Annotated in this window: 18 protein-coding genes; 8 read left to right on the plus strand and 10 right to left on the minus strand. The window is 54.6% G+C overall.

Going from position 1 to position 26,563, the window contains the following annotated elements:
- Positions 1-138 precede the first annotated feature (138 nt).
- The 3 genes from AC1XYH_RS07570 to tpx all read left to right on the plus strand — a co-directional run bounded on the left by AC1XYH_RS07570 (position 139) and on the right by tpx (position 6,143).
- The gene (locus AC1XYH_RS07570) at positions 139-1,845 is read left to right on the plus strand and encodes an autotransporter assembly complex protein TamA (protein WP_483326000.1); all 1,707 of its coding nucleotides are present in this window, start codon (positions 139-141) and stop codon (positions 1,843-1,845) included.
- Positions 1,845-5,549 carry a translocation/assembly module TamB domain-containing protein gene (locus tag AC1XYH_RS07575; protein ID WP_483326001.1) on the plus strand — a complete coding sequence of 1,235 codons (3,705 nt, stop codon included), beginning with the start codon at positions 1,845-1,847 and terminating at the stop codon, positions 5,547-5,549. Before AC1XYH_RS07570 ends, AC1XYH_RS07575 begins: the two co-directional genes overlap by 1 nt.
- Positions 5,550-5,645: 96 nt before the next feature.
- A complete protein-coding gene (gene tpx / locus AC1XYH_RS07580; RefSeq protein WP_483326002.1) occupies positions 5,646-6,143 on the plus strand; it encodes a thiol peroxidase in 498 nt (165 codons plus the stop codon).
- A gap of 54 nt (positions 6,144-6,197) precedes the next feature.
- Here the strand turns inward: tpx and AC1XYH_RS07585 are convergent, their stop codons facing one another.
- Positions 6,198-8,777, minus strand: a complete 2,580-nt coding sequence (locus AC1XYH_RS07585) for a hybrid sensor histidine kinase/response regulator (protein WP_483326003.1) — start codon at positions 8,775-8,777, stop codon at positions 6,198-6,200.
- A gap of 379 nt (positions 8,778-9,156) precedes the next feature.
- Here AC1XYH_RS07585 and AC1XYH_RS07590 point away from each other — a divergent pair, with 379 nt between their 5' ends.
- Entirely contained in the window at positions 9,157-11,055 is a 1,899-nt protein-coding gene (locus AC1XYH_RS07590) for a putative bifunctional diguanylate cyclase/phosphodiesterase (RefSeq protein WP_483326004.1), read from the plus strand.
- 391 nt (positions 11,056-11,446) lie between these two features.
- Here the strand turns inward: AC1XYH_RS07590 and zigA are convergent, their stop codons facing one another.
- Positions 11,447-12,646, minus strand: a complete 1,200-nt coding sequence (gene zigA, locus AC1XYH_RS07595) for a zinc metallochaperone GTPase ZigA (protein WP_483326005.1) — start codon at positions 12,644-12,646, stop codon at positions 11,447-11,449.
- A 185-nt stretch (positions 12,647-12,831) separates the two neighbouring features.
- Between zigA and AC1XYH_RS07600 the strand changes: the two genes are divergently transcribed.
- The gene (locus tag AC1XYH_RS07600) at positions 12,832-13,800 is read left to right on the plus strand and encodes an alpha/beta fold hydrolase (protein WP_483326006.1); all 969 of its coding nucleotides are present in this window, start codon (positions 12,832-12,834) and stop codon (positions 13,798-13,800) included.
- A gap of 63 nt (positions 13,801-13,863) precedes the next feature.
- Here AC1XYH_RS07600 and cyoE read toward each other — a convergent pair whose 3' ends face one another.
- Genes cyoE through cyoA form a run of 5 tightly spaced genes read right to left on the minus strand, consistent with a single transcriptional unit; the run spans position 13,864 to position 18,653 of the window.
- Entirely contained in the window at positions 13,864-14,754 is an 891-nt protein-coding gene (gene cyoE / locus AC1XYH_RS07605; protein WP_483326007.1) for a heme o synthase, read from the minus strand.
- Positions 14,751-15,089: a cytochrome o ubiquinol oxidase subunit IV gene (locus tag AC1XYH_RS07610; RefSeq protein ID WP_483326008.1), complete on the minus strand. Its 339-nt coding sequence runs from the start codon at positions 15,087-15,089 to the stop codon at positions 14,751-14,753. The genes cyoE and AC1XYH_RS07610 overlap by 4 nt, the downstream gene beginning before the upstream one ends.
- The gene (locus AC1XYH_RS07615) at positions 15,086-15,706 is read right to left on the minus strand and encodes a cytochrome o ubiquinol oxidase subunit III (protein WP_483326009.1); all 621 of its coding nucleotides are present in this window, start codon (positions 15,704-15,706) and stop codon (positions 15,086-15,088) included. The genes AC1XYH_RS07610 and AC1XYH_RS07615 overlap by 4 nt, the downstream gene beginning before the upstream one ends.
- A gap of 3 nt (positions 15,707-15,709) precedes the next feature.
- Positions 15,710-17,722, minus strand: coding sequence for a cytochrome o ubiquinol oxidase subunit I (gene cyoB / locus AC1XYH_RS07620; protein WP_483326010.1), 2,013 nt, complete (start codon positions 17,720-17,722; stop codon positions 15,710-15,712).
- A gap of 1 nt (position 17,723) precedes the next feature.
- Entirely contained in the window at positions 17,724-18,653 is a 930-nt protein-coding gene (cyoA, locus tag AC1XYH_RS07625) for a ubiquinol oxidase subunit II (RefSeq protein WP_483326011.1), read from the minus strand.
- Between the two features lie 805 nt (positions 18,654-19,458).
- Between cyoA and AC1XYH_RS07630 the strand changes: the two genes are divergently transcribed.
- Positions 19,459-19,788 (plus strand): globin domain-containing protein, encoded by a 330-nt coding sequence (locus tag AC1XYH_RS07630; RefSeq protein WP_483326012.1) that lies wholly within the window; start codon positions 19,459-19,461, stop codon positions 19,786-19,788.
- Between the two features lie 14 nt (positions 19,789-19,802).
- On the opposite strand, the gene AC1XYH_RS07635 is transcribed toward AC1XYH_RS07630, so the two are convergent.
- Positions 19,803-20,015: a hypothetical protein gene (locus AC1XYH_RS07635; RefSeq protein WP_483326013.1), complete on the minus strand. Its 213-nt coding sequence runs from the start codon at positions 20,013-20,015 to the stop codon at positions 19,803-19,805.
- A gap of 275 nt (positions 20,016-20,290) precedes the next feature.
- Between AC1XYH_RS07635 and AC1XYH_RS07640 the strand changes: the two genes are divergently transcribed.
- Together AC1XYH_RS07640 and AC1XYH_RS07645 are read left to right on the plus strand one after the other, a co-directional pair.
- Positions 20,291-21,517: an ATP-grasp domain-containing protein gene (locus AC1XYH_RS07640; protein ID WP_483326014.1), complete on the plus strand. Its 1,227-nt coding sequence runs from the start codon at positions 20,291-20,293 to the stop codon at positions 21,515-21,517.
- 57 nt (positions 21,518-21,574) lie between these two features.
- Positions 21,575-23,602 carry a hypothetical protein gene (locus tag AC1XYH_RS07645; RefSeq protein WP_483326015.1) on the plus strand — a complete coding sequence of 676 codons (2,028 nt, stop codon included), beginning with the start codon at positions 21,575-21,577 and terminating at the stop codon, positions 23,600-23,602.
- 98 nt (positions 23,603-23,700) lie between these two features.
- Here the strand turns inward: AC1XYH_RS07645 and AC1XYH_RS07650 are convergent, their stop codons facing one another.
- Positions 23,701-24,189, minus strand: coding sequence for a GNAT family N-acetyltransferase (locus AC1XYH_RS07650; protein ID WP_483326016.1), 489 nt, complete (start codon positions 24,187-24,189; stop codon positions 23,701-23,703).
- 5 nt (positions 24,190-24,194) lie between these two features.
- The gene (locus tag AC1XYH_RS07655) at positions 24,195-26,561 is read right to left on the minus strand and encodes an ammonia-forming cytochrome c nitrite reductase subunit c552 (RefSeq protein WP_483326017.1); all 2,367 of its coding nucleotides are present in this window, start codon (positions 26,559-26,561) and stop codon (positions 24,195-24,197) included.
- Positions 26,562-26,563: the final 2 nt, after the last annotated feature.

Below are 26,563 nucleotides of genomic sequence, written 5' to 3' on the forward strand. Positions count from 1 at the left end.
TGAGCTACTGTGCAACCAGCGCATAGCCTGGTAAGCGGCATGGAGATGAAAGATTACAATAAAATCAGGCTGATGAACCCCGATCAGCTACCGTGAGCATGTTAGCATTGCTTAGCCGCAAAGTTCAGGAAGGAGCGCATGGCACGACCCAAAATATTGCTAGGTCTGATACTGCTGGCCCCCACTGCCGGGGCTGACTTGGAAGTACAGGTTGAGCCGGCGAACCGCGCCGTCAAAGCGAACATAGAAGCTTACGTAGGACCCGTTGAAGCGGGCAGCCGCGAGGAGTTGCGTCGCTTGTTTGACCATGCCGATGAACAAGCGACTCTAGCGGCGCAAGCGTTGGGGTTTTACCATTCGCGTAATTACCTGCGGTTTTCCGGCACTGAAGACGACCCTACGTTGATCATTCGAGTCGACCTAGGCACATCGGTGCGTCTGAACAAAATAAACGTGGATATTCAAGGCGAGGGCAAGGGTACCGACGCCTTCGCACTCAAGTTGCCGGAAAATTTGGCTCCCGGTAAGCGCCTGAATCACGACAACTACGAGAGCATCAAGACGCAAATCAATAACCGTGCATTACGTTACGGCTATTTTTCTGGTCAATACCTGCAACATCAATTGCTAGTAAACCCAGATGCCAACCAGGCAGACGTTGATATCGCCTATTTGACCGGCCAGCGGTACAAGTTAGGCGAAGTCACTTATAGCGACACTATATTCAGCGACGATTTGCTCAACCGTTTCATTCCGTTTGAGCCCGGCGTGCCCTACGACGCCGAGTTGGTAGGGCAGTTCAACCGGGACCTGCTTTCCAGTGGTTATTTTAACGGTGTGCAAGTGATTGCTCCGGTCGATCAGGCAGTGGGCGACGTGATTCCCGTGCAGGTGAGCCTGACCGAGCGCGATCCGCATTCCTTAGGCTTTGGTGGTGGTTTCTCTACTGATGTGGGCGTACGCACCAAGGCGACCTGGGATCAACACTGGCTCAATCCGCAGGGTCATAGCCGCGGTGCAAGTGCGGAGCTATCCTTGCCTCGTCAGGAGGTGACGGCTTTCTATCAGGTACCTCTGGACCCGCCGTTAACCAGCAATCTGCGTTATTTTGTCGGCTGGCAACACGAAGATATTGACGATGTTGAGACCCGCAGCGTCGCCGCGGGAGCCGAGTTGCGTAAAAGGCTGGATAGCGGTTGGGAGAGAGTGTTGGGGCTGCGCGTCCAGAATGAGATTTTCTCGCTCGGTGACGACTCGGGTAATAGCACGTTATTGATCCCGAGCCTGGCGCTGCAGCGTACCAAAACCTCCGGCGGCATCGACCCAGCACAGGGCTACAGCATGCTGTTTGATGTCCAAGGAGCCAAGAAGGGCATTATCTCGACTGTCGATTTTGCTCGGGTGACCGGCCAGGTCAAAGGTTTGTATACGGTATTTGACCGGCATCGCCTGCTCAGCCGGTTGCAACTGGGCGCCGTGGCGACTAACGATTTCAGCAATATTCCGCCTTCGCTGCGTTTCTTTGCCGGTGGCGATCAAAGTATCCGCGGCTACGGCTATCAAACGTTGTCTCCGGTAGACAGCACCGGCGAGAACGTCGGTGGCCGATATCTCATGACCTCGACCATGGAATATCAGTACGAATTCATTGAAAACTGGCGGACGGCGACTTTTGTCGATTACGGTAACGCGGTAGATTCGTTGACCGATCCACTGAAAACCAGCGTAGGCCTTGGTATTCGCTGGGTTTCACCTATCGGCCCGCTGCGTGTTGATGTCGCCCGTTCGCTTTCTGATCCGGACGAAGGCTTTCGCATTCACTTCTCGATGGGGCCGGAGCTCTGATGCGCCTAGCTCTAAAAATACTGTTTCGCAGTTTGTTGGCAATTGCGGTTTTGCTGTTGCTGGTGCTGTTGTTGTTGGGCAGCGAAGGGGTGAACCGCTGGTTATTCACCAAGGCTCAGGCGTTGGAGCCGCGTCTTGAGTTAGCGTTTGTCAGCGGCAATCTATGGCACGGCTGGCAGTTTGAACATGTTGGCTGGCATGACACCGGCCTGGCCCTAGACATTGAACAGTTAGACTTCGTTTGGTCACCCTCTTGCCTGTTTGGCCGGCGCCTGTGTATCGATCGGTTATATAGTCACAGCATTACCGTGGTTACTCAGCCTAGCGAAGAACCAGAACCCAGCGAACCCTTCACGTTACCGGAGCTGAGTCTTCCATTATCGGTGGAGCTTGGCGACGTACGCATTGACAGTATCTCGCTGGATGGTGAAAACACGCTGCTGAGTGATTTGGTGCTGCAAGCAGACGCCAATGGCGATCAGCTTATTATTAGCGAATTTTCCGGGGTCGGGCCTGATCTGGATTGGCGCCTCAATGGTGCATTGCAGATGCAGGGCGAGTGGCCATTGACGCTCGCGGGCCGCATCAATCTGCCCGCAGTAGATTCACGTGAGTGGTGGATTGATCTCAATGTAGGTGGAAATCTTAAACAACAGCTCAGCGTGCAGCTGCAAAGCGATGGTTACTTGCGTGGCGAATTGCAGGGTGAGGCGGCGCCCCTGGACAGCAAACTGCCTGCCACCTTGCATTGGCAGGGAGAGTCTTTCCTGGCCTTGGAGAGTCTGCCAGCAGGACTAACGCTCAACAATTTGACCATAGACGTCGATGGAAGCCTTGAGGACGGATTCGCGGTAGAGGCCAGCTCCAGCATGCCGGGGCAGGGCGGCGAGGTTAAGCTTGAGCTGTCAGCATTGGGAAAGGTGACAGGTGTCAGTGATGCCAGGGTCTTGCTGTACGTCAGTGAGGCGCCGGAGCGCAAGCTGGAGCTGACTGGCGAAGCTAACTGGGAAGACGTACTCAGCGCCGATGCCGCGTTGACCTTGCAGCGGGACTTTCCGTGGCATTGGCTGTACCCGGTTGAGTTGGGTGACATCGTGTTGCAGCAACTGGATATGCAGGCAAGCCTGCGTGGCGAGCAAATTGACAGCGAGCTTAAGGCAACATTGAGCGGTGTCGCAGGCCAAAGCATTGATCTCGATATGCGCGTGCAGGGTGATCAGCAGGCGCTGGCGATTGCTCCCTTGAGCGTGAAGACCGAAGCGGGCAGTGCAGATGGCAAACTCGACCTTACCCTCAGCCCGGCGATTGCCTGGAATGGCGAGTTTGAGCTCCACGATCTGAATCCCGGCATCTTCGTCGCGGAGCTACCCGGTCGGCTCAACGGGCAGATAAACAGCGAAGGTAGCCTGCAAGACGAGCTCCTGAAGCTTCAGGCCAACTGGGATATTGAAGGCACCCTGCGGCAGCAACCACTTGCTGTTGAAGGTCGTGTTAATAAACTGGAGACAGCCTGGCAGGTTAGCGATCTGCTCATCCAGCAGGGTGAGAATCGTATTAGCGGGCGAGGCCAATGGGGTAAACAGGTCAGTGGCGGCCTGGATCTCCAGCTCAAGCAACTGGCAAGCCTCTGGCCAGAGTTGCGCGGTGAGTTAACTGGACGGGCGAACTTCAGTGGGACCGAGCAGGCTCCGGGCATCAGTCTGACCCTGGCGGGAGAGGGTGCAGGCTACGCCGATGCGCTGGTTGAGCTGCTGACACTGGATGCTCGGGTGCAGATGTCGGATGAGCTCCCCGTCAGCTTACAGGTCAAAGCTGAGGGCCTGCGCAGTGGCGAGAGTAACTTTGGCACACTTGATCTGCAGGTCGATGGGAACCGCGCCAGCCATACCCTGGCGCTAGACCTGAAAGACGGTCTAATTGATGCCACAGTGCGTTTGCGCGGAAACCTGAACGACACGCGCTGGCAGGGTCGGCTGACACAAAGCGAGATCGCCTACCAGCAGTTTGATTGGACGCTGCAAGAAGGTGCAGACCTGCAATACCAAATGGCACCCGGACGTTTGCAGTTGAGCGAACACTGCTGGTTGCACGATGCCTCCCGGCTGTGTTTCAACGGCCAGCAAACCTTGATGCCCGATCGCAAGATAGATCTGACGCTAGACGATTTTGATCTCGCTTCGCTGCAGCCTTGGATGCCAAAAGATATCGACTGGCAAGCGCTGCTAAATGCCAAAGTATTGTTCAATCAGGCGGTAGGTAAAACGCCCACGGCAGATATACGGGTCAATAGCGCCAACGGCGTTATTCATGTCAAAGACGAAGATCAAACTGTCGACTTTCCTTATCAGCTGCTGCAATTTACGACGTTGCTGCAACAAAAGAAGGCAGACGCCGAGTTGCTGCTCACCAGTGACAGCATCGGCCAGTTGAACGTGCAAGCACAGGTGCAGGACCCTGGCGGTGCTCAGACCCTGAATGGTGCCTATCAGATATCCGGGTTTAAACTGGATTTCCTGCGCCCATTCATTGCGCAGGTGCAACGCCTCGAAGGCCAGTTGAACGGACAAGGGCAGTTAAGCGGCGTACTGCGCACGCCTATCATTAACGGACAGCTGCGTCTGAGCGACGGACACGTTAGCGGGCCCGCATTGCCCATCAGCCTGGAAGAGCTCAGCGCTGATATCCTGGTGCAAGGCCAAAGCGCGAAAATTGACGGTAACTGGAGCAGTGGTGAACGTGGCACCGGCAAGTTGCAAGGCCAGGTCGGTTGGGCTCCACTCGACGTCGACCTGGAGTTAATAGGTGACGCCTTGCCCGTCACCGTAGAGCCCTATGCAGATTTGCTGGTTAGTCCTGATCTACAGGTTAGCTTGCGAAACAACGCCTTGCATGTGGAAGGCAAGATAGCCATTCCTGAAGGTGATATCATCGTACGAGAGCTGCCTCCGCAGGCGGTAAGAGTATCGCCAGACACCATTATTGTCGGCCAGGAGGTTGAAGAAGAGCCGGCCTTGCCGCTGGACATCACGGCTCGCATTCAATTAATTATTGGCGACCAACTCCGGCTCTCTGCGTTTGGTTTAACCGGTCGTTTGAAAGGGCAGTTGGCGGTGCAGGAAAATATGACCGCCAACGGTGACCTGCGAATATTGGATGGGCGCATCAAGCGGTTGGGGCAAGAGCTGAAACTGCGCCGTGCGATTTTGTTGTTCTCCGGCCCGATCAGCCAGCCCTACATGAACATTGAAGCAATCCGTGAAGTGGATGATGTGGTTGCCGGGCTCCGGCTTACTGGCAATGCCACCAGTCCTACCTCAGAGGTGTTTTCCGAACCGGCCATGTCGCAGCAAGAAGCCATGTCCTATCTGATTTTGGGACGTCCGTTGAGCGATGAGGGGGACAGCAATCTGGTCGGTCAAGCCGCTCTGGCGCTAGGCCTGGCGGGCACTGCTCCGATCACCCAGAAGATTGGTAGTACCCTGGGGCTGCAAGACTTTGCGGTAGAGTCTGAAGGGTCGGGTACCGGTACTCAGGTAGTCGCCAGCGGCAGCATCACCGATAAACTCAGTGTCCGCTATGGTGTTGGTGTGTTTGAACCGGCCAACCAGTTGGCGCTGCGTTACGACTTAACCCAGCGTCTGTATCTGGAAGCCATCAGCGGCTTTGCCAGCTCGCTGGATTTCTTCTATCGTATCGACTTCTGATAAACGTTTTACCAGCTATCAAGGCAGCCAATTTGGTTGTTGTTTCGCTTCGCGCAGCATTACTCGTTGCGCCAGAAGCACATATAAGGAGTCATCATGTCTAGCGTCACAATGCGCGGTAACCCAATCTCAGTCGGCGGCCAGTTTCCGGCCAAAGGCGACAAGGCTCCCGCTTTCAACCTGGTTGCCAAGGACCTGTCCGATGTCAGCCTCGCCAGCCTGACCGGGAAACGCAAAATTCTGAATATCTTCCCGAGTGTAGATACTCCGACTTGCGCGACCTCCGTACGTACTTTCAACAGCAAGGCAAGCGCTTTGGATAACACCCTTGTGTTGTGTATTTCGGCTGACCTGCCGTTTGCGCAAGCTCGTTTTTGCGGTGCGGAAGGGCTGGAAAGTGTGGTTAATCTGTCGACCATGCGTGGCAACGACTTTATCCGCAACTACGGCGTTGATATTGAGAACGGCCCGCTGGCTGGTCTGACTGCACGCGCAGTTGTGGTGCTGGATGAAGACGACAAGGTGCTGCACAGTGAACTGGTCAGCGAAATTGGCAACGAGCCTGACTACGACGCGGCACTGGCTGCGCTCTGAGTTTAGGTTAGCTCACTCTGGCGGAGAGCTCAGTCTCTCCGCTGCTATTATCTTTCAGCTTTGCGCTGTCAATGCCTGCATGCGCTTGACCAAGTCAGCGAGTACTGGCAAGACTTTGAATTCTTCTACTGGTTTATCCAGCCAGGCAACGCCCTGAACACTACCATCCAGCAAACGTTGACCTTCATCACAGTAAGCGGATACCACCAGTATCGGTAAATGGCGCGTAGCGGGGTGCAATCGCAACTCTCTAATTAGACTGAGGCCGTGGCCGTCAGGAAGTCGCAGATCGGTCACCAGGGCGCCCGGATTATGTTCAGCAAACATCTGTTTAGCTGCCCGCATACTGTTGGCAGAGATAGGCTCATAACCGTTGCGCCGCAACATCAAGCACATAAATTGAGCAAAGGTCTCGTCATCATCAAGTACCAGCACCTTCATTGCGCGCTCAATTTTAGCGTCGACCGCTACTTCGCTTTCGGTCTCAGCCAGTGGCAGTTCTAACCAGAAAGTTGCCCCTTGGCCGGGTATGGAATGGAATCCTACCTCACCAGCCATTTGTTCGATCAAGTCTCGGCTGATCGCCAAGCCTAGGCCAGTGCCCGGCTTCTGCCGATTATCAGCGCTGTCAGCCTGAGCGAACTTATCAAAAATCATTGCCTGGAAGGCTTCTGGAATACCGGCCCCCTGATCGCTCACGCTGATGCGTAGCACGCCAGATTTGCGCTGCAGGAGTATCTTTACTTTCCCTGATTCAGGCGAAAATTTGATGGCGTTGGACAGAAAGTTGCTCATCACCTGATGTAGGCGAATGCCATCTATCTCCGCCCAATATTCTGCGCAGGGCTCGCGATAGAGCTGTACCTGATGCTTGTCTGCGTAAGCTTTGTTGGCCGCGATGGCGTCGTCCACCAAGGTGTCTATACGCTGTACACGCATCTCGAAGGACATTTTTCCAGCCGCCAGCTTTTCCATGTCTAGCAGGTCATTGATCAGGTGGTTAAGCCGTAAGCTGTTAGCGTGGGCTATCTCCAACATTTTCTGTATTTTTTCTGGTACGGCACCTAAAGTACCGCTGTTTACGATACCCAGTGCGCCAGAGATGGAGGTGAGCGGCGTACGTAGCTCATGACTGACGGTAGACACGAACTCACTCTTCATCGCCTCCACGCGTTTCTGTTCCGTTAAATCCAACATGGTGCCGCTCGCGCGGATGGCTATGCCTTCACCATCACGCTGAAAAGCGCCGCGGATCAGCAGCGGCACTTCAGTCCCGTCCTTGTGGGTAAAACGGGTTTCACAGGAAAAAGACATCGCGTCAGAATTGACCGCGTCTTGTAACTGTTTCAATAAGAGATGACGAGAGGAGGGCGCAATAACCGCTTGCCACCGGTGCAATGCCTGAAAGCCACGATGCTGCGGATATCCTAGCATTTCCCATGCACGAGCCGATGCAATGAAGCGCCATTGCTCAATATTGACGTCCCACCAGCCATCGTTGCTGCCCTTAAGCACCAGCCGCTGGCGTTCCTCACTCTGTTGCAGCGCTTCGTTACTCGCGCGCATTTTCTCGGTCATTCGAGACGCCAGGGCCTCGGCCTGGTCGCGTCGGAAGTTGATCAGCGAGGCCAGCAGAAAAACCATCAGGGAAATGCCGATGCCGGCAGTCAGCAACAGCGCATGACCGGGCAGCTCTGAATCAAAAAGCGGTGTGCTGCTAAAGCCCAGCTGCCAGTCACGCCCATATAGCTGCAGCTCAATTTGGCGCGAGAACATCGGCGCGACCGCCGGGCCCGCATCGTAGGTTTGAAAGAGCGGCTTGGGTTCAGCCGGGTCTGTTATATCCCTGAGTTGATAACCAATGAGCGGGTTTGCACGACCAATAATGCCTTGCAGCAGGTCGCCCATGCGATAAGGACTATAAACGAATCCTTTAAGTGCTGCGGTGCGTAGCGCGGTAGTTGCCAAAGACGCACCTTGGGTGTAAATCGGCAGATACATGAGGATGCCGGCCTGCACCTTGCCGTGAGTCTCTTGCAGCAGCGTGACGGGTCCGGTGATCGTGGTATGGGCGCTATCAACAGCAGCCTGCATGGCTTGGCGGCGGGTACTTTCGGAGTACATGTCGTATCCAAAAGCGGCCAGATTACGACCAGTAAAAGGCTCTAGAAAAACAATCGAGGTGTAAAAGGGCCGATCACCGTCAGGGTGAACCCGAAACCCCGGGAATCCCTCAGCCTGTATCCGTGCCTCAAAACTGCTCAGCTGGTCGGGTGCTACGACCTCAGCGTAACCGACACCCATGATGCCAGGGTAATGTTCGGCCAAACTCAGCCGCTCAATTTGAGTTTTCCATTCATGACGATTTACTTGCTCGCTAGCGTCGATTAAACCAGCAGCGCCAAGCAGTATTTGCTCGTGATCCACCATGCGCTTGCGGATAGCTGAAGTAATATCGGTGGTCAGCGTCTCAAACTGACGCTCGGCTAAAGTCAGCTCACGCTGATGCAGGTATTGCCAGGCCAGCAGAGTGGCCAGCAGGGCAATAGCGAACGCGAACCACGATAAGCTGTTCTGCTTGCTAAAAATGGCGCGCCCTAAACTGAAGGACGACTCGCTTCGACTAAAAGGCATTAATGTAACTACTTATCATGACAATCTCGGCAGGAGCACCTACGCCAATGATAGTTGGCTAACGCGATGATTGCAGTGCAATTCTGATTCTCTGGTGCATTTCCTATATATGAAGAGGAAAGCAGGGGAGCCCAAAAAAAATCTAATGATAATGTGATATGACGCACTGCACGTCTTGGTGTCTTATGCTATGGAATTCCCGATGATTATTTTGACGCTCATTTATTGACGAAACCCCTTGGGTTAGACAGGTTTAATCAAAGTGACGCCACAGTCGAGCCGAATCCTGGCTTGCATAAACACCGTGGGATTGGTTAGCGTTCGCATTTTGTTGGATTGCAGACCCTTCTAGCGTTACTACCAAGGAAGCCTTCACTGTATGCCAGACGTGCAGTTGGAAACGGATTTAGAATCCCTGTTGAAGAGCAATAACAAAACCCGGCAAGCCGATCGGTTGATGCAAATCGCCAACGCTTTGGCCGTAGTCTTGGTGGTGATCGCATTTCGCACCCTGAGTGTCGGTGATTGGCTGGACAGTGCCCTGGTGGCTGTTGCCTTTGTGGTGGTGATGATTGCCCGCCAGCTCAACCGCGCAGGCCGCGTAGACCTGTCGGTATCATTAGTACTGGTGGTTGTCGCATTGGTGGTCAGCCTATCCATGTGGAACAACCAGAGGCTTTATAGCGGTGCTGTGCTGGCGTTCCCGGCGTTGCTGGTGGTTGCAGGTACGGTAACCTCGCGCCGTCTGTTTTTGTTGTTGCTGGTTTTTATGCTGAGCGTAGTCGCCTTGATCACTTACGTCTCGGTTACCGGGTTGAAGGCCTATCAACCGGCCCCAATTGGCGTAGGTCGATTGGTAGTAATAAGCGGTATTCTCATCGTTTCAGCCTTCGCCATTTCGCTATTAATGAGTGACTTGCGCGCCACCCGGTCACTCCTGCGTCGGGAAATGCTAAGGCTGCGCACCTCAGAAGCACAGCTCTCGCACCTTGCTCAGCACGATGCCTTAACTGATTTACCGAACCGTAAGGCGATAGGGGAGTTGGTCCAAGAGGCAATCCAAAGGGCAGGGGAGCAGGGTAGGCAGCTCGCCTTATTGTTTGTGGATATCGATAACTTTAAAAACATCAATGACTCATTGGGTTACGCCGCCGGCGATGAACTATTGCAGGAGATCGCAGCCAGGTTGCAGCTGACTATCCGCGGTGCCGACACGGTCAGCCGTCAAGGCGGTGATGAATTCATCATGATTCTGTCTGATCTCGATGGCGAGGATACTGCGGTATCGGTTGCTCGGCGCATCCAGGAAATCGTTGGCCAGCCGTTTGCGTTGCGCGATATGCAGCTGGTCACCTCACTTTCAATTGGGATCGCACTGTATCCTCGCGACGGCGATGACTTTTCAGCACTGTTGCGTAAAGCGGAACTGGCAACGCAACGAGCCAAGCTGACGGGACGCAATACCTATTGCGTGTTTGATGAACACATGAACGTTAACACCCATGAACGCTTGGGAATCGAGCAAGATCTTCGCCAAGCATTGATTCATAAAGAATTTGTTCTGCATTTCCAGCCTATTATCGACCTAAGCAGCCGCAAAATGGTTGGCGCCGAAGCGCTACTGCGTTGGCAGCACCCCGAACGCGGACTTCTAGGGCCTGATGTATTCATCGACGTAGCGGAAAAGTCGGGGCTGATAACAGAGATAGGCGAATGGGTTTTGAATGAGGCCTGCCGAGAAACGGCTTACTGGCAGACATCTGGGCACGCTGGATTAGCCGTCTCAGTGAATCTATCCGCAGTGCAGTTTCAACGGGGCGACCTTGAAGCGAGTATCTGCAAAGCCTTGCAGGACGCGGATCTTGATCCTTCGCTACTGGAGCTGGAGCTAACCGAATCGATGCTATTGGAGAAATCTGACAGCTTTCAACTGCGCCTTAAAAGCCTAAAACAGTTGGGCGTAAAACTGTCTATCGATGATTTTGGAACGGGATATTCGAACCTATCCTATCTGCAGCGTTTTCAGGTCGACAAGCTGAAGATCGATAAATCCTTCGTCACCAATCTCAGTAATAGCGAACAAAATCTAGCTATTGTCACAGCCATTATTCAGATGGCGCACAGCCTGGATCTACAGACAACGGCAGAGGGAATCGAGGACCAGCAAGTGCAAGACATGCTGACGTCCTTGGGCAGTAACTTTGGCCAAGGTTATTATTTTGCTAAACCCATGCCCGCGGATGAGTTTCTTCGTTATGCGCAGGAAGTAACGCTTTAACTCTTAACATGAGCAGGCAACCGCATGAGCCTTGATGACCGGGAATGGTACCGCGAAGATGCTAAACGAAGATCGCAGATGCCTGACGTGCGCGCATCCTCAGCGCAACAACACAGCAGCCGGCGATCGCGTGTGTTGTTTGTTGCGACCAAAGCGGCTAAGCCATCTAGAAAGGGTTTAGGGATGTGGCTGGTAATAGGAGCATTGATCACCCTGGCGTGCCTTATCTGTCGGTTCGCATAATATATATTATGTTAAATAGGATAATTATAAAGATACCACTGACTCACCAGCCCCCAAGCTTCCTTCCACTCTTACACCCTATCTGCAGACAGATAAGCCCCGGACTCACGCCAAACGCTTAAACCTCTAGCGTGATTCCGGGTTTAACTCACTCAGCAACCCAACTACCAAAAGGATCTTCGCCAAACCGCCAGCTCTGTGGATCGCGCTGCAGTTCTTCTTCTGTAAGCAGACAGGCATCAAGGTTTGCATTTAATAACGCCATATCCATGCCCTGACCGATAAACACCAGCTCCTGCCGGCAGTCACCGGTTTCTGTTTGCCAGTGCTTCATGATTGCTTGCAGCGTTTGTTCGTCTTGTGGCCAATGGGATTTGTCGACGAAACGCCACCAGCGCCCAGCCTTGCCGTAACGCATCAAACTACCGGCTTGCGACCAACTACCTGCCTCCTGCCATTTGCTGGCCAGCCAGAAAAAGCCTTTTGAGCGCAGCAGCTTGCCGTTGCTCCATTCGCTGCTGATGAAATCGTGAAACCGCTGTGGATGAAAAGGTTTGTGCGCGCGATATACCGTCGAGGCGATACCGTACTCTTCGGTTTCCGGAACGTGTTCACCGCGCAGCTCCTGCAGCCAGCCAGGTGCCGTCGCTGCGCGATCAAAGTCAAAGCGGCCGGTGTTGAGTATCTCGTTTAGCGGTACCTGGCCCATGACCATGGGGATGATTTTTGCGTGGCGGTTCAGACCGCGCAATATGGCTGCCAGTTCGTCACGGGCGGCCTGGGAGATCAGATCTGCTTTGCTTATCAGTAGCACGTCGGCAAACTCGACCTGTTCGACCAGCAAATCGGTAATTGATCGTTCGTCGTCCTCGCCGAGCGTCTCTCCCCTGCTTTGCAGGCTGTCTGATTGTTGGTAATCGGCAAGAAAACTCAAACCATCGACTACCGTTACCATGGTGTCGAGCCGCGCTACATCGGCTAGTGCGATGTCATTCTCGTCTCTGAAGGTGAAAGTTTCGGCCACGGGCAACGGTTCGGAGATGCCCGTCGACTCAATCAACAGATAATCAAAGCGATCTTCTTTCGCCAAGCGCCCTACTTCTTCGAGCAAGTCTTCGCGCAAGGTGCAGCAGATACAGCCATTGCTCATTTCGATCAGCTTTTCTTCTGCGCGATTGAGGCTTACGTCGCGTTGCACTTCGCTGCCGTCGATGTTGATTTCATTCATGTCGTTGACGATAACCGCGACTTTGAGGCCGTCACGGTTTTTGAGTATCTGGTTTAGCAGGGTGCTTTTGCCGGCGCCTAGAAAGCCGGAGAGCACGGTTACGGGGAGACGATCAGGCATCAAAGGTTAATCCGTCATATTATTGAATCGATAATTATAGTTATAACATAACATTAATCAAGGCGAATCCACGCCCTGTTCCCCTCATGATGCGATATTCAAAAACATGAACATCTTGACCTGGCCGAGGCCGGTGCGTTACTCAGTTACCCTCGCCCATAGGTAAACAAGAATAAGGAAAGCTGATGTACAGCGTTGACGACATCACCCTGCAAACCTGGCAAGTCACCGGCCTACAAACGCGTGTTGCGACCCTGGGTAGCGGCCCGGTTGCCTTATTCATTCACGGTTGGCCTGAGTGCTGGTACTGCTGGCGAGAGCAGATGGTGGCTCTGGCTAACGCCGGCTATCAGGCGGTTGCACCTGATATGCCAGGATTCGGTGAAACCGAGGCGCTACCAGAGATCACTGACTACAACGTGATACGTATTTGCGCTTTTATGCAGGGTCTAGTTGAGCAAGCCAACGCTGGCGCACCGGTTTTGCTGATTGGGCATGATTGGGGCGCCATTAACTGCTGGCAGTTCATCCAACGCCATCCCGAATCGGTATCGCGGTTGATCAATATGAGTGTGCCGCTGCGTCCGGTGGCTGATGTTCCACCGGTTGAGTTTTTGCGTGGTTACTTCGATGAGAACTTTTTCTACCAGATTTACTTTCAGGATCCGGGCGTAGCTGAAGCAGAATTTGATGCTGACCCAGAGGGCATTTTGCGGGCACTGTACTGCTCCCCTGAAACACCCCGTGACCCTCCCCTGCTGGGTCGCTCAACGAAAGAAGGTGGCGGTTGGATTGGTCGCCTGGGCAAGCCAAAAGAGCAACCGGACTGGTTGTCTGATGAAGCACTGGCTTACTTCATCAACGCTTACCGCCACAGCGGTTTTGCCGGCGGCATCAATTACTATCGGAATTTAGATGAGAACTGGCGACTGATGCTGCCTTGGCGCGATAGCCCGATCACCTGTCCGGTCTTGTTTATTGTCGGCAGTGCCGATATGACCATCCAGGGCGCAAGTGAAGACAAGCTGCGGGAGATGATGGGTGACCGCTTACCCGATGTGCAGATTAAAATGCTGCAGGGCAAGGGGCACTGGATTCAAAGCGAGGCGACTGCCGACGTCAATGCGGCCATGCTGGCGTTTCTACCAGCCTGATTGGCAACCCAGAAACAACAACCCCCGCACGCGGCGAGGGTTGTTGTATTGCCAAATACAAAGTTAGAGCAAAGCGAACAAAGACTGCGTAGGCAATACACGAAAGTCGATCGACATCATCAAGCTCAGCGCGGTAATGGCGATAATCGAGAAGCCGAACAGCTTGCGCGCCCATACACGGTCATCCACTTCCTGCTTGTAACCCGATAACGCGATCACCAGCCACCAGATGCTCACTAGCAGGGCAATAACCAGATAGCCGTATCCCGCGAAGCCAGAGAGCGACAGCGTCAACGCCGCAGCCGCAAAGGCGACTATGTACCAGACGATATGCTGTTTGGCGACCTTGATGCCTTCCTTTACTGGCAACACCGGAATGCCCGCAGCGCTGTAATCATCGAAGCGGAAAATCGCGATTGCGTAGGAATGCGGCATTTGCCATAGGCAAAAGATCAGCAACAACAAGGCGGCGCCGGTATCAAACTGACCGGTGACGGCGCAGTAGCCTACTACCGGTGGCATTGCGCCGGAGAGACTGCCCACCAGCGTGCCGTAGACCGAGGTGCGCTTGAGCCAAAGGCTGTAGAAGCCCACATAGATAATGTAACCAAAGGCCGCCAGCAAGGTAGCGATGGGGGTGGTGAACCACCACAACAGGCCAAAGCCGGCCACGCCGAGCACTAGGCCATGGGTCATGGCCGCCAGCAGAGAAATCTGCCCGGTGACCAGAACCCGCTCGCGGGTGCGCTGCATGTGGCCGTCGATATCGCGATCGATGCAGTTGTTCATCACGCAGCCACTGGCAACCACCAGCGACAAACCAACCACGGTGGCCAGCAACAGGGTCAGATCAATCTGCCCCTGCGCTGCGAGAAAATACCCGCCGGCCACCGCGATCAGGTTGCCGAAGATGATCCCCGGCTTGGTGATCAACAGATAACGTTTTAGCTTCACTTGAACATCCAGGGCATCATCAGCATATCGGCGTTGACCATAATCCAGATGGCCAAGCCTACCAGCATGATGATGATCAGCACGGTGAACAGGAAGGCCAACAAATTCCACCGGCCTTCCGAAGAGGTGTTCATGTGCAGGAAGCACACCAGGTGCACCACCACCTGTACGACCCCCATAGCCAGCATGGTAACCAGTGCGGTTTGGCGGCTGAAATCACCGCTCATGATCATGCCGAAGGGGATCACGGTGAGAATCACCGAGAGTACAAAGCCAATCGCGTAAGCGCTGTAACTGCCGTGCCCGGCGCCGGCGTCAGTAGATGCGTGACTCATGCGGCAACTCCCATTAGATAGACAATGGTGAACACGCAGATCCAGACGATATCCAGAAAGTGCCAAAACAGGCTGAGGCACATCAGGCGTGTATTGTTCTGCGGCGTCAGGCCGCGCGTCTTGATTTGCGCCATCAATACCAGCATCCACACCAAACCGGCGGTTACGTGCAAACCGTGCATGCCAACCAGGGTAAAGAAGGATGACAGGAAGGCGCTGCGATCAGGACCAAAACCTTCGACGATCAAATGATGAAACTCATTGATCTCCATGCCGATAAAGCCGGCGCCCAGCAAGAAGGTGGCGGCGAGCCAACCCAATGCCTGACTCTTGGAGCCGCGATGGGCTGCGAGCATGGAGAAGCCATAAGTGCAGCTACTGATCAGTAGTAGAAAGGTTTCGCCCAGCACATAAGGCAACTCAAAGATTTCCTTGCCGCTGGGGCCGCCCGCGGTGTGGTTAACCAGCACCGCGTAAGTGGCGAATACGCAGGCGAAAAGCACGCAGTCGGTCATCAGATACAGCCAGAAACCGAATACCGTGTTGCCGCCGCTGTCGTGGTCATGCTCGTGGTCATGGCCTGCGGCGTGATGGGAACTCATTACATCCGTCGACATGGTTTAAACCTGCTCTGCTAATGAGGTGGTGTTCAGCGCCTGACCGTGCGCTTCAAAACGCGCGTAATGCTGGTTTTCAATGCGCTCGATTTCATCGGGCTGCACGTAGTAGTCAACGTCCTGGTTGTAACTGCGCACAATGAAGGTGGCGATCATGCCAAGGAAGCTCAGGCCAGCCAGCCACCAGATATGCCACACCATGGCAAACCCGAAGACTGCGCCCAGCAAGCCAATGACCACGCCAGCAGCGGTGTTTTTCGGCATGTGGATTGGGCTATAACTAGCTGGGCGCTGGTAGGCAGTGCCCTTCTCTTTCATGTCGTAGAACGCATCAATGTTGTGCACAGTAGGCAGCTCCGCAAAGTTGTAGAAAGGCGGTGGTGAACTGGTCGACCATTCCAGCGTGCGGCCGCCCCATGGGTCGCCGGTTAAGTCGCGCAGTTGCTCGCGGTTCTTGAAGCTGACGATCAGTTGCGCGATCTGGAACAAAATGCCGCAGAAGATCAGCGCTGCACCGCAGAAAGCTACGATCAGGTAGGGCTGCCACATGGGGTTGTCGTAGTGGTTCAAGCGGCGTGTCATACCCATGAAGCCCAGTACATAAAGCGGCATAAAGGCGACGAAGAAACCGGTGATCCAGCACCAGAAGGCACCCTTGCCCAAGCGCTCGTCGAGCTTGAAGCCGAAGGCTTTAGGGAACCAGAAAGTGAAGCCGGCCAGATAGCCAAATACCGCGCCGCCAATGATGGTGTTGTGGAAGTGGGCGATCAAAAACAGGCTGTTGTGCAGCACGTAGTCCGCACCGGGTACGGCCAGTAGTACGCCGGTCATGCCGCCAATGGTGAAGGTCACCATGAAACCCAACGTCCAGAGTACCGGCGTGGTGAAGCGAACACGGCCACGGAACATGGTGAACAGCCAGCTGAACAGCTTCACACCGGTGGGCACCGAGATAATCATGGTCGCCACGCCGAAGAAGGCGTTGACGTTGGCACCCGAGCCCATCGTGAAGAAGTGATGCAGCCAAACCACAAAGCCAAGCAAGGTAATAGCACCGCTGGCCCAAACCATGGAGGTATAACCGAACAGCTTCTTGCCGGAGAAGGTGGAAATTACCTCAGAGAAAATACCGAACGCCGGCAGGATCAGGATGTACACCTCGGGATGACCCCAGGCCCAGAACAGGTTGATGTACATCATGGCGTTGCCGCCAAGCTCATTGGTGAAGAAGTGCATGTCCAGGTAACGATCGAGCGTCAGCAGACCCAGGGTCGCGGTCAGGATCGGGAACGAGGCAACAATCAGAATGTTGGTAAAGGTGCAGGCCCAGGTGAAGATCGGCATCTTCATCAGGGTCATACCAGGGGTACGCATCTTGAACACGGTGACCAGGAAGTTGACCCCCGTCAGTAGCGTTCCCAGACCCGATAACTGTAGCGCCCAGATGTAGTAATCGACCCCTACCCCCGGACTGTAACCGAGCTCGGCCAGCGGCGGGTATGCCACCCAACCAGTGCGAGCGAACTCCCCTACTCCGAGCGAAATATTGACCAGAATCGCACCGGCGGCAAACAGCCAGAAGCTCAATGAGTTGAGGAACGGAAAGGCCACGTCGCGCGCGCCAATCTGCAGCGGCACGGCAATGTTCATCAAACCGACCATGAAGGGCATGGCCATGAAGATGATCATGATCACGCCGTGGGCGGTGAAAATCTGGTCGTAGTGCTCCGGTGGCAGGAAGCCCTGCTCAGAACCCTGCGCCATTGCTAGCTGGGCACGCATCATGATCGCGTCGGCAAAGCCGCGCACCAGCATGATCAAAGCGACCAGGATGTACATGACGCCGATTTTTTTGTGGTCAACCGAGGTCAGCCATTCGGACCACAGATAGCCCCACTGGCGGTAGTAGGTCAGCGCGGCGACAACAGCGAAACCGAGCAGCGCCACCACGGCAATGGTGACCATGATGATGGGCTCGTGAAACGGCACGGACTCAAGGGTAAGTTTGCCGAACATCTTAGTGAGACTCCTCAATACGGGCGTTCATGTGCATGCCGGGCATACCGGCATCTGCGTGCTCAGCGTGGTTCATCGCGTGATGACCGCCGTGGGCGTACTGCATGAGAATGTGCTGATAAAGCGTTGGGCTGACCGCACCGAAGTAGCGAACCGGGTCAGCTTTGCTTGGCTCGGCGAGTGCTGGATAGTTGCTTACGCCGAGGGTCTCAGGGTTACTTTTGACCTTGGCAACCCAGTTTTTAAAACCATCTTCAGAGGTGGAGATGGCCTGAAACTTCATGTCCGAGAAGCCTTCACCGCTGAGGTTGGCAGAAATTCCGTCGAAGCTGCCCTCATGGTTGGCGATCAGGTGCAGCTTGGTCTGCATGCCGGCCATCGAGTAGATCTGGCTGCCCAGTTGGGGGATGAAAAAGGAGTTCATCGCCGATTGGGAGGTGATCTTAAAGTTCACTGGGGTATCTTTCGGGAAGGCAATCTCGTTGACCGTAGCAATCCCCTGCTCCGGATAGATAAACAGCCACTTCCAGTCCAGCGAAACCACTTGAATTTCGATCGGTTTAACGTCGGAATCCAGCGGGCGGTATGGGTCCAGTTCGTGGGTGCTGGTCCAGGTGATAGTGCCGAGAATGGCAACGATCACGCACGGCACCAGCCAGACCACCAGCTCTATGCGGTTGGAGTGCGACCAGTTAGGGTGATAGGTCGCTTTGGTGTTGCTGGCACGGTACTTCCAGGCAAATGCCAAAGTCATAACGATGACCGGAACCACCACAATCAGCATCAACAGGGTCGCGGTGATGATCAGCGACTTTTCGTCCATGCCGACCTGACCCTTGGGATCCAGCAGCGCCATCTTGCAACCGCCCAGCAGCAGCAGGGGCAGCCATACCAGGTGTTTCAAATATCCAGAGAACTGCTCTATTTTCATGTTGCGGCCTTGTTGAATGAACTGGCGCCGCGCCGCGAGCCGGACGACGATGCCTTGATTTCTCCCGTTTCACCGGGTGATTCTTGAATCAATCGAGCTGTAAATGGCAGACGCGCGGGGACACGCGACAGTCGCTACGGCGAAATCGAGTCATACGCTGTTGGAATCGTTTTTAGTCAGCATGGGTAAAACTGTGCGCTGTCCTGGCGGGCACTCGCTGGTGATGATTGCGGCGGTAGCGACATTGCCATGCAGCGAACCAATCAGCCTGCAGCCAAGCACTGACCTTGTGGCAAGGGCAGATATCCGTGTGACTTGAAACTCAAGCACGCTGACTCAGGGCGCAAATATTACAAAATATTTCAGCGCAGACTGCAAACCGAGAATACGTCTAGAGCAAGGGTTTGCGACGCCCAGGCGAGGCATTCTAGGCAGATAACTCGCATAGGTTTGAGTTTGTTAAAGTCAGCGAGAACCCCGGATATGCTGGGTTGCAGGCCGCTTGGTAGGCGGTCGAAAACAGCGGTTTCTGCCCGTGCGACTATGCGACCATGTGTCGCGCGAGTCTTTCAGGTATCAGGGCTTCTGATTGATCCATGTCATACTTTTTTGCATTGTTGCGTGCTATGGGCTTGCAGCAGGGGCAGGATGAAATCCAATTACCGGCTATTACCAGGCGCCTAGATCTTCGAGGTTTAACATGACAAAAAGCACCCCTCCTCTGTTTGGAACCGCAGATGCTTCCTATTAGGCTGCAGGCGAACTCGAGGGTATTCACCAGCTGGTAGCTGATTTTTACCAGATAATGGACAGCTGGACGGGGGCAGCGAAAATACGCGCCATGCACAAGGCGGATCTTAGTCAGTCTGAAGACAAACTGACCTGCTTCTTGTCCGGTTGGTTGGGTGGGCCGCGCTTGTATCAAGAGCGCTACGGCTCAATCAGCATTCCGGCCTTCCATGCGCAGTGGTCAATTGACGCCGGAGCACGTGATGCCTGGCTGGGTTGCATGCAGCAAGCGATTGATCGGCAGCCCTATAGTGCTGATTTCAAACGCTATTTACTGGCGCAATTGAGCATCCCGGCCAACCGCGTGGTGCAGGCGAGTCAAGCTCGGCAGCAAGCCGCGCAGTAGACGTGTGCCGCCGCCTATTCAGCCTGCTTGCCGATGCTTCCAAACCCGGGTTCAGTACGCGAAAACAAGTATTTTCCTGCCTTTAAGGCCGCCAGCGTAGCCGAAGCAGCCATTCCAACGGGGGTGGCATTGAGAAAGAGATCAGGGTGAGTTTGTCTTCGCCTTATCAGCCATTTGTATACCCGCGTCGCATGCTTCATACCAATGCTACGCGTAGCCATTTTCATGTAACGCTCACCTTGTCGGAATCACGGGTTTATTACTCCAAAAACGCTATTGGGATTACTGCTCTGGCAGGAGTTTTTCTTTGTGTTCAAATAACTTTCTATGGCGAATTCCATCGAACCATAAGCAAATATAGCCAGCCCTCCTGCCTCTGCTGATTAGCCGTCACCCACCAAGCTATGTATGATAGTTACATATGTAAGCGATCAGGCTTCTTGCTGAAAAGCAGAAACAGGAGTTGAGATCACCCCATTAAGCGCTCTCTAGGAGGCTACACATGAAGAAGGATCCCACGAAAGGCTTTATCGCACTACTCGGCTGGGCACCCAATGCGGTCGAAGCCGCAGCCACCTTTGATCGGCGCTACGTGGTTGTTGCCCCCGAGTGGGCGGAAGAATATTGCAAGACCCATGACATTCCCTATTTACCTTGGAATTTCGAGCGCTTGAATGATCGCTCAGTGGAAATCGCACAAACCCTAAAAGATATGGGGGTAGATGTTGCCATTCCCCTTTTTGAAGAAACCGTAGAATGGGCTGGCGCGATCAACTCTGTATTGCTAGACAATCCCCGCCTGTTTGGCCAAGCCATGCTGATGCGCGATAAGTCGCTGATGAAACGCCGTGCCCAGCTTGGCGGCATCCGCGTCGGTATCTTCGAAGAAGCGCATGATCGTGAAGATGTCATTCGCTTTCTTAAGCGAGTTAATCAGACGCTGCTTAAGCTCGACGGCGATCCAAATGACCCGATCCACTTCAAGGCTTTCGATAAAGCTGGCTGCTTAGGGCATCGAGTGATCCGCACGCCGGATGATGTGGACGCCATCCCTGATGATGAATTCCCATCGTTGATGGAATCGCATCTGGACGGCTGGGAGTTTGCAGTAGAGGCCTGGATTCACAACGGCAAAATCTCCTTCCTGAATATTTCCGAATACGTACGTTTGGGTTATTCAGTGCACGTGCCCGCCTCTCCTGCGCTTGAAGCCTATCGTCCGCAGATCGTCAAACAGATCGAAAAGCTGATCAAGACCTTCGATATCGAGTTCGGCATGATCCATCCTGAATACTTTGTTACCAGCGACGGGGAAATGTACTTCGGCGAGGTTGCTTACCGGCCACCGGGCTTTAAGGTATTTGAGCTGCTGGAGCGTGTTTACAAGGGCTTTAACGCTTACCACGCGTCAATGTTGGTCTTCGATCCAAAATCGACCGAGGCGGAAGTTAAAGCTTACTTCCCAAGGGAAATAGAAGATGCGACCGGTTTCGCCGGCTGCTTCGGCGTGTATCCCCGTCGCCGGGTAGTCAGCAAGCTTGAGATGCCCGCAGAGACCGAGGATCACCCTTACTTTGAGTCACACGAGCTGACTACCCCGGTAGAAGAGATGGTAACCAAGCGCACGGCATTTGGTACCCACTGGGGGCTCTTGTATTTTGTTGGCGAAGACTCGAAAGTCATGCACGACTTACTCAAACGTCAGGAAGAACTCGACTTCTACGTGTAGCACATCGGGTTCCGGACCCCTATCATGGGTCGCAATAGTTTGGGCAAGGGGAAGTGTGTGACAAACAGCGATACCGTGAATCAGGCTGATGACAGCAAGCTCGCCCTGTTGCTGTCCCGGTTTGATGACGCCGTTCAGGCGCTGGATAATGCGCCCGAGTTTGCCAAAATCGGCAAGCTCGATCGGGTATTCGATACGGCTCGCCGTGTCTTGATGCACGATGGCGGCTGTGTTGGTTTGGCCGCTCGTGCACAGGCTACGGAGAGTGCCGGTGTGTTTATGGGCTCGGACTGGGATAGCCCGCAAACGCTAATTCCTGCGCTGACCGGTAACACCCTGCGCAGCCCGGATGCTAATACGCTGGTTATTGAGGCACTAAGCCAACTGCGACTATTGGCGGTGTCCCGGCAAGATTACGTGCACCCATTGATGAGCGCCGAGCAGGCGCATCATTTTTTGACTCAAGTGTTAGCCAATAATTTAGTTTTACTGTTCAGCCCGCCCAACGAAGCTGAACGGGAAAATCAGGGTAAGTTGGTAGCCCTGCCCCGCAATCTACTTAATCATTTGGCCAATTGTATTGGCTATGAGTACATCATCGATCAATTGATTGATGAGATTTGGCGAATTCAGCAGCAAAGGCCGATTCAGGTCAGCTCGGTGCGCCGCATGATTACCCAGATATCCATTTGCCAGGCTAATCCTGAGATCGATCTTGGCAACAGCGGTCAGGGCGCCGATAGATTGGTCAGCAGCCTATTTGGCCCCACGCATGCGTGTCGTGAAGATCCCGGTATCGAGGTTTATCAGCAGCGCCTTGAGTACATGGACAACACAGCATTGCAAAGCGAGGCCACTGGTTTTGCGCGTGCGATGCACGACACTGGCTTGGTTTCCGCCTATCACACGGTACTGGTGCGGTATCTGCTCAACGAAGGTGAGCACCTGCTGTCTGAAGCACTAGGGTTGTCCTCGACGGGTCGCGACTGCCTGATGTGTTACCGCGAGCTTGCGCTAAACCTGATAGATATCTGCGTATTTCCGGCGACACCACAGGCTATATACGGTCTGTCGTTGATGCTCGAGCGTGGCATTCTTTACCAACCGCCCGTCGCGCCGGCGATGTGGCGGCAATTGGGCTTACCGCTGAGTAACTACTCACGGGAGAAGTTGGCGATGGCTTTCGGCAACCAAGCCAGCCCCGAAGCATTTCTGCTCGAAGGTGTGCTCTGTATGTTGGGCCTGCCATTAGGCGTGGGTCAGGGTAATAACCCGACTTGCCAATCGGCGCGTGCTTTGTCCATATGGGCCTACAATGACCCCGACTACCTGCTGCAGATGGTGACGTGGGCCGCCCGCGATGACGAAATTATCATGCACTTTGAAGGTCAGGCTATTTCTTCACAGGAAAGTCTGTCGGGCGTCGCCACCAGCATACCCATTGACCTGGACCCGGTATCACTGATTGTAGTGCCGCACCTTGACCGTATTTATGCGGAGATGGGTAGACGCTGTATCGGTCGGGAGGGCGATCCTCACCGTTGGGTCAACCCTGAGTTTCATGGTTGGTGGGCGGGTCGTGGTTTTCGGCTCAGTGTCGATGTGCCGACCGGTAAACTGGTAGATCTGGATGACTTCCTGCGGCATTTCTACGCTGCTTATCATCCGTATCACAACGGCAATCAGCCGTTGATTCATCCTCAACCTGCCGGCATTGCGGTAACCGATAGCGCCGCCCGTTTTATCGGTTGGCATGCCATCACCATCTTGCGCGTCACTCTCGACCCAAAGGACGTGATGCGGGTCTATTTCTTCAACCCGAATAACGATAGCGGCCAGAATTGGGGCGATGGTGTAACCGTCAGCACAGCAGGTAATGGCGAGCGTTTCGGGGAAGCCTCATTGCCCTTTGAGCAGTTTCTCTCGCGCTTGTATATATTCCATTACGATCCGTTGGAACATGGCGAAATGGCCACCGTGACACGCGGCGAACTGGATGAAATCATTGGCTATATCCATCGCAGCTGGGGCGCTGATCGCCTGCCCGCAGGTGGCTTACAAGGCGCTAGCGGCCAACCAGACTGATCAGCCGTTGTGGTTTCAAGGTGCTCAACCCAAAGGGCGGCTACCTGTCACCCGTCGAGCACTAGCTCGATGGGAGGCTCAGAGCAACCCACAGCATCTCAGAGGGATTTGTCCCAGAACATCGCGTTACCCATCTTGGGGTCCAGTCCGTAAGGCGCAAACCCCAGTGCGCGGTAGGCGGATTGGGCCAGCTTGTTGCCCTCCAGTACCTCCAATGTCAGTTTGCCGCAGCCGCGCTGACGGGCGATATCTGCGACCGCTTCCAGCATCAGACGACTAACGCCCTGCCCGCGCGATTCGCTGGCGACTATCACGTCGTGAATGTTCAAAAGTGGCCGACAATCAAAAGTAGAAAACCCTTCAAAACAATTAACCAAGCCAATGTATTTGTTATCTTTAGCCGCCATGACTCCGACATAATCTAAACGCTTTTCGAGCGCACCCGGCAAGGCTGCACGTACTTGTTCAGTGAGTGCCTCGCCACCGCCCATCGGGTCCAGCGCGTAGCTGTTAAGCAGCGTGACCAGCGCATCGCGATGATCAGAAAGGCTTAAATCAACCGCCACTATTAGTATGTTTTCATTCATATAACTTACTCCGGGCTGGCCTGTAGTTGTGCTTTCAGTGTGCTCAGCTGTTGATTGCCGGGCGTTAACGCCAAGCCAGCCTCTATTACAGCCAAGGCCTTCTCACGCTGGCCGACTGAATTAAGAGCCACTGCATACACATAACGGTAGCGCTGATTATCCGGCTGCAAATCTACCGCTCGGCCAAGCGGCAAAAGCGCCTGACTCACCTGCTTTTGACGCACCTGCAACAGTCCCAGGCTGAAATGCAGAGAAGCTGCTTGTGGGACTCGCTCTAACGCTTCACTCAGCAGCCGCTCGCCATCCGGGTCGCGCAAGGAGGAGCGGTATAGATCGGCGAGGTTAACGTAGGCAGGTTCGAAGTAAGGATCGAGCAGCAAGGCGCGTTGATAAGCCTCTTCAGCCAGTGCTAACTGGCCGCGGCTTTGATAATAAACCGCAAGGTTGAGCTGTGCTGACGGGTTGTCTGCATTGCTGTGCTGATTTTCCACGTACTCGTCCAGTGCTTTCTGAAAGTCTGCGCGCTTGTCTGCGGGTGCCTGGTCCGGTGGAATATCTAACAGTTGTGCCGCCGCTTGCATACGTACGGTACGAACTGGATCGGTCAAGAGCGGCGCAACCATTTGCCAGCGGGTTACGGGTGCCAACTGGCCCAATCCCTCTAGCGCGCCAAGGCGCATCCGGGGATCGGGGTCGCGCAACGCGAGCACCAGATCCCCCAGCACTTCAGGCTGTGGCCAGTTTTGCAGCAGGCTGGCGGCTGTTGCGCGGGCGATGACGGGCTGGGTTTCGTTACTCAGCAGTGTCAGCAGCGCATCAGGTGATTGCTGGACTCCATTGCGGGCGTCATGCAGGGTTTGCGCGAAGTCCTGATGGCCCTGAGGTACATGACCGTACCACTGCTCAACCTTATCCGCGGCCCACTGCGGACTCTGGTCTTCGTGGCAGCTGTTGCAGGCATTGGGAACGCCCATACTTAGGGTCTGATCTGGCCGAGGAATGCGCAGGCTGTGATCGCGCCGAGGGTCAACGCCCATGTAGGTGGTGGCGGGCATGTGGCAATCCACACACTGCGAGCCAACGTCCGTTTCATGGAAGTGGTGCTTGGGGGTCTGATATTCGTCGGCTACGTGGCATTGCAGACAAACACCATTACCGGGCGCGCGTAGCTCCAGGCTATGCGGGTCGTGGCAATCGCTGCAGGTGACGCCGGCGTCATACATTTTGCTTTGCACAAAGGAGCCGTGCACAAACACCTCATCCTGAATTTGGCCGTCGGCGTGATACAGGCCTTGATCCAGGTTTGCCAGCAAAAAGCTCTCTACCAACTGTTGCGCGGGGGTGTTGTCATCAAACAGCTGGGCGCGGCGGGAATGGCAGGCTGCGCAGGCTTGGATCTCGGTTTCTGTGGTTTTCGCTACACTACGCTCGGGCTGACCGCTTTGCGGGTTGTGTTGCCAGATAGCTTTGCGGCGCTCGTCAAAGTTCAGGGTCAAACCTTTGCGGGATAGTTGCTCTGGACTGAGTTGTTCTGGGTCAGCCGTCCACTTCAGATGCAGCGAACCGGGTCCGTGGCAGGACTCACAAGCCACGTCGATATCGTCCCATTGGGTGTCGTAGCTATTGCTGACCGGGTCATAGTTGCGCTGCAGGTTGGTGGAGTGACACTCCGCGCAGGTCAGGTTCCAGTTGAAGTTGCGGCCGGTCCAGTGAAAGGCTTTATCCGGCTCATCGCCATTGAACTCGGGGTTGAGCTGAAACCAGCGCTCACCACCCTCCTCCTTTGGCCGTGCATCCCAGGCCACACTGAACGCTTGATAACGCCCGCCGGGCAATGCCAGCAGGTACTGCTGCAACGGATAAACCCCAAAGGTATAGCGCGCGACGTAGTCTTGATACAGGCCTTGATCGTCAGCAGTATTGACCATGAAATCAGCGCCGCGACGGAAAAAGCGCGTAGTTACACCACCAAACTCGAACTTCACGTCGTTGAAGTCGCCCAATACGCTGCTTTCGGTGCTTTCCTGCATGGCCAGATCATGGTGCGAACCAGTAAAACGCTCAGCCTGCTCGGCGTGACAGCCCACGCAGTTTTCCATGCCGACAAAATCGGCTGTGGGTTGCGGCTTGGTAACCGGTTTGGCCGCAGCGGGCGCAGCGACTGGGGAGGCTGGAGCCGCGACGCCGAGAGCGGGTGTTACCGCTTTCGCAGCGTGCTGAGTCCACCACCAACCTGTCACGGCTAGCAGCAGTACACAGATGGCAGCCAGTAGGTAAACAGCATTTTTTCGGTTGCTTTTGGTGCCTTCGGCGTTCTGCGTGATGCCGGATTTCTGCTGCTGGGATTTGTTGTTGTTGTGCTGACTGCTCATCG

It is taken from the genome of Pseudomonas sp. GW-45 (assembly GCF_056896675.1).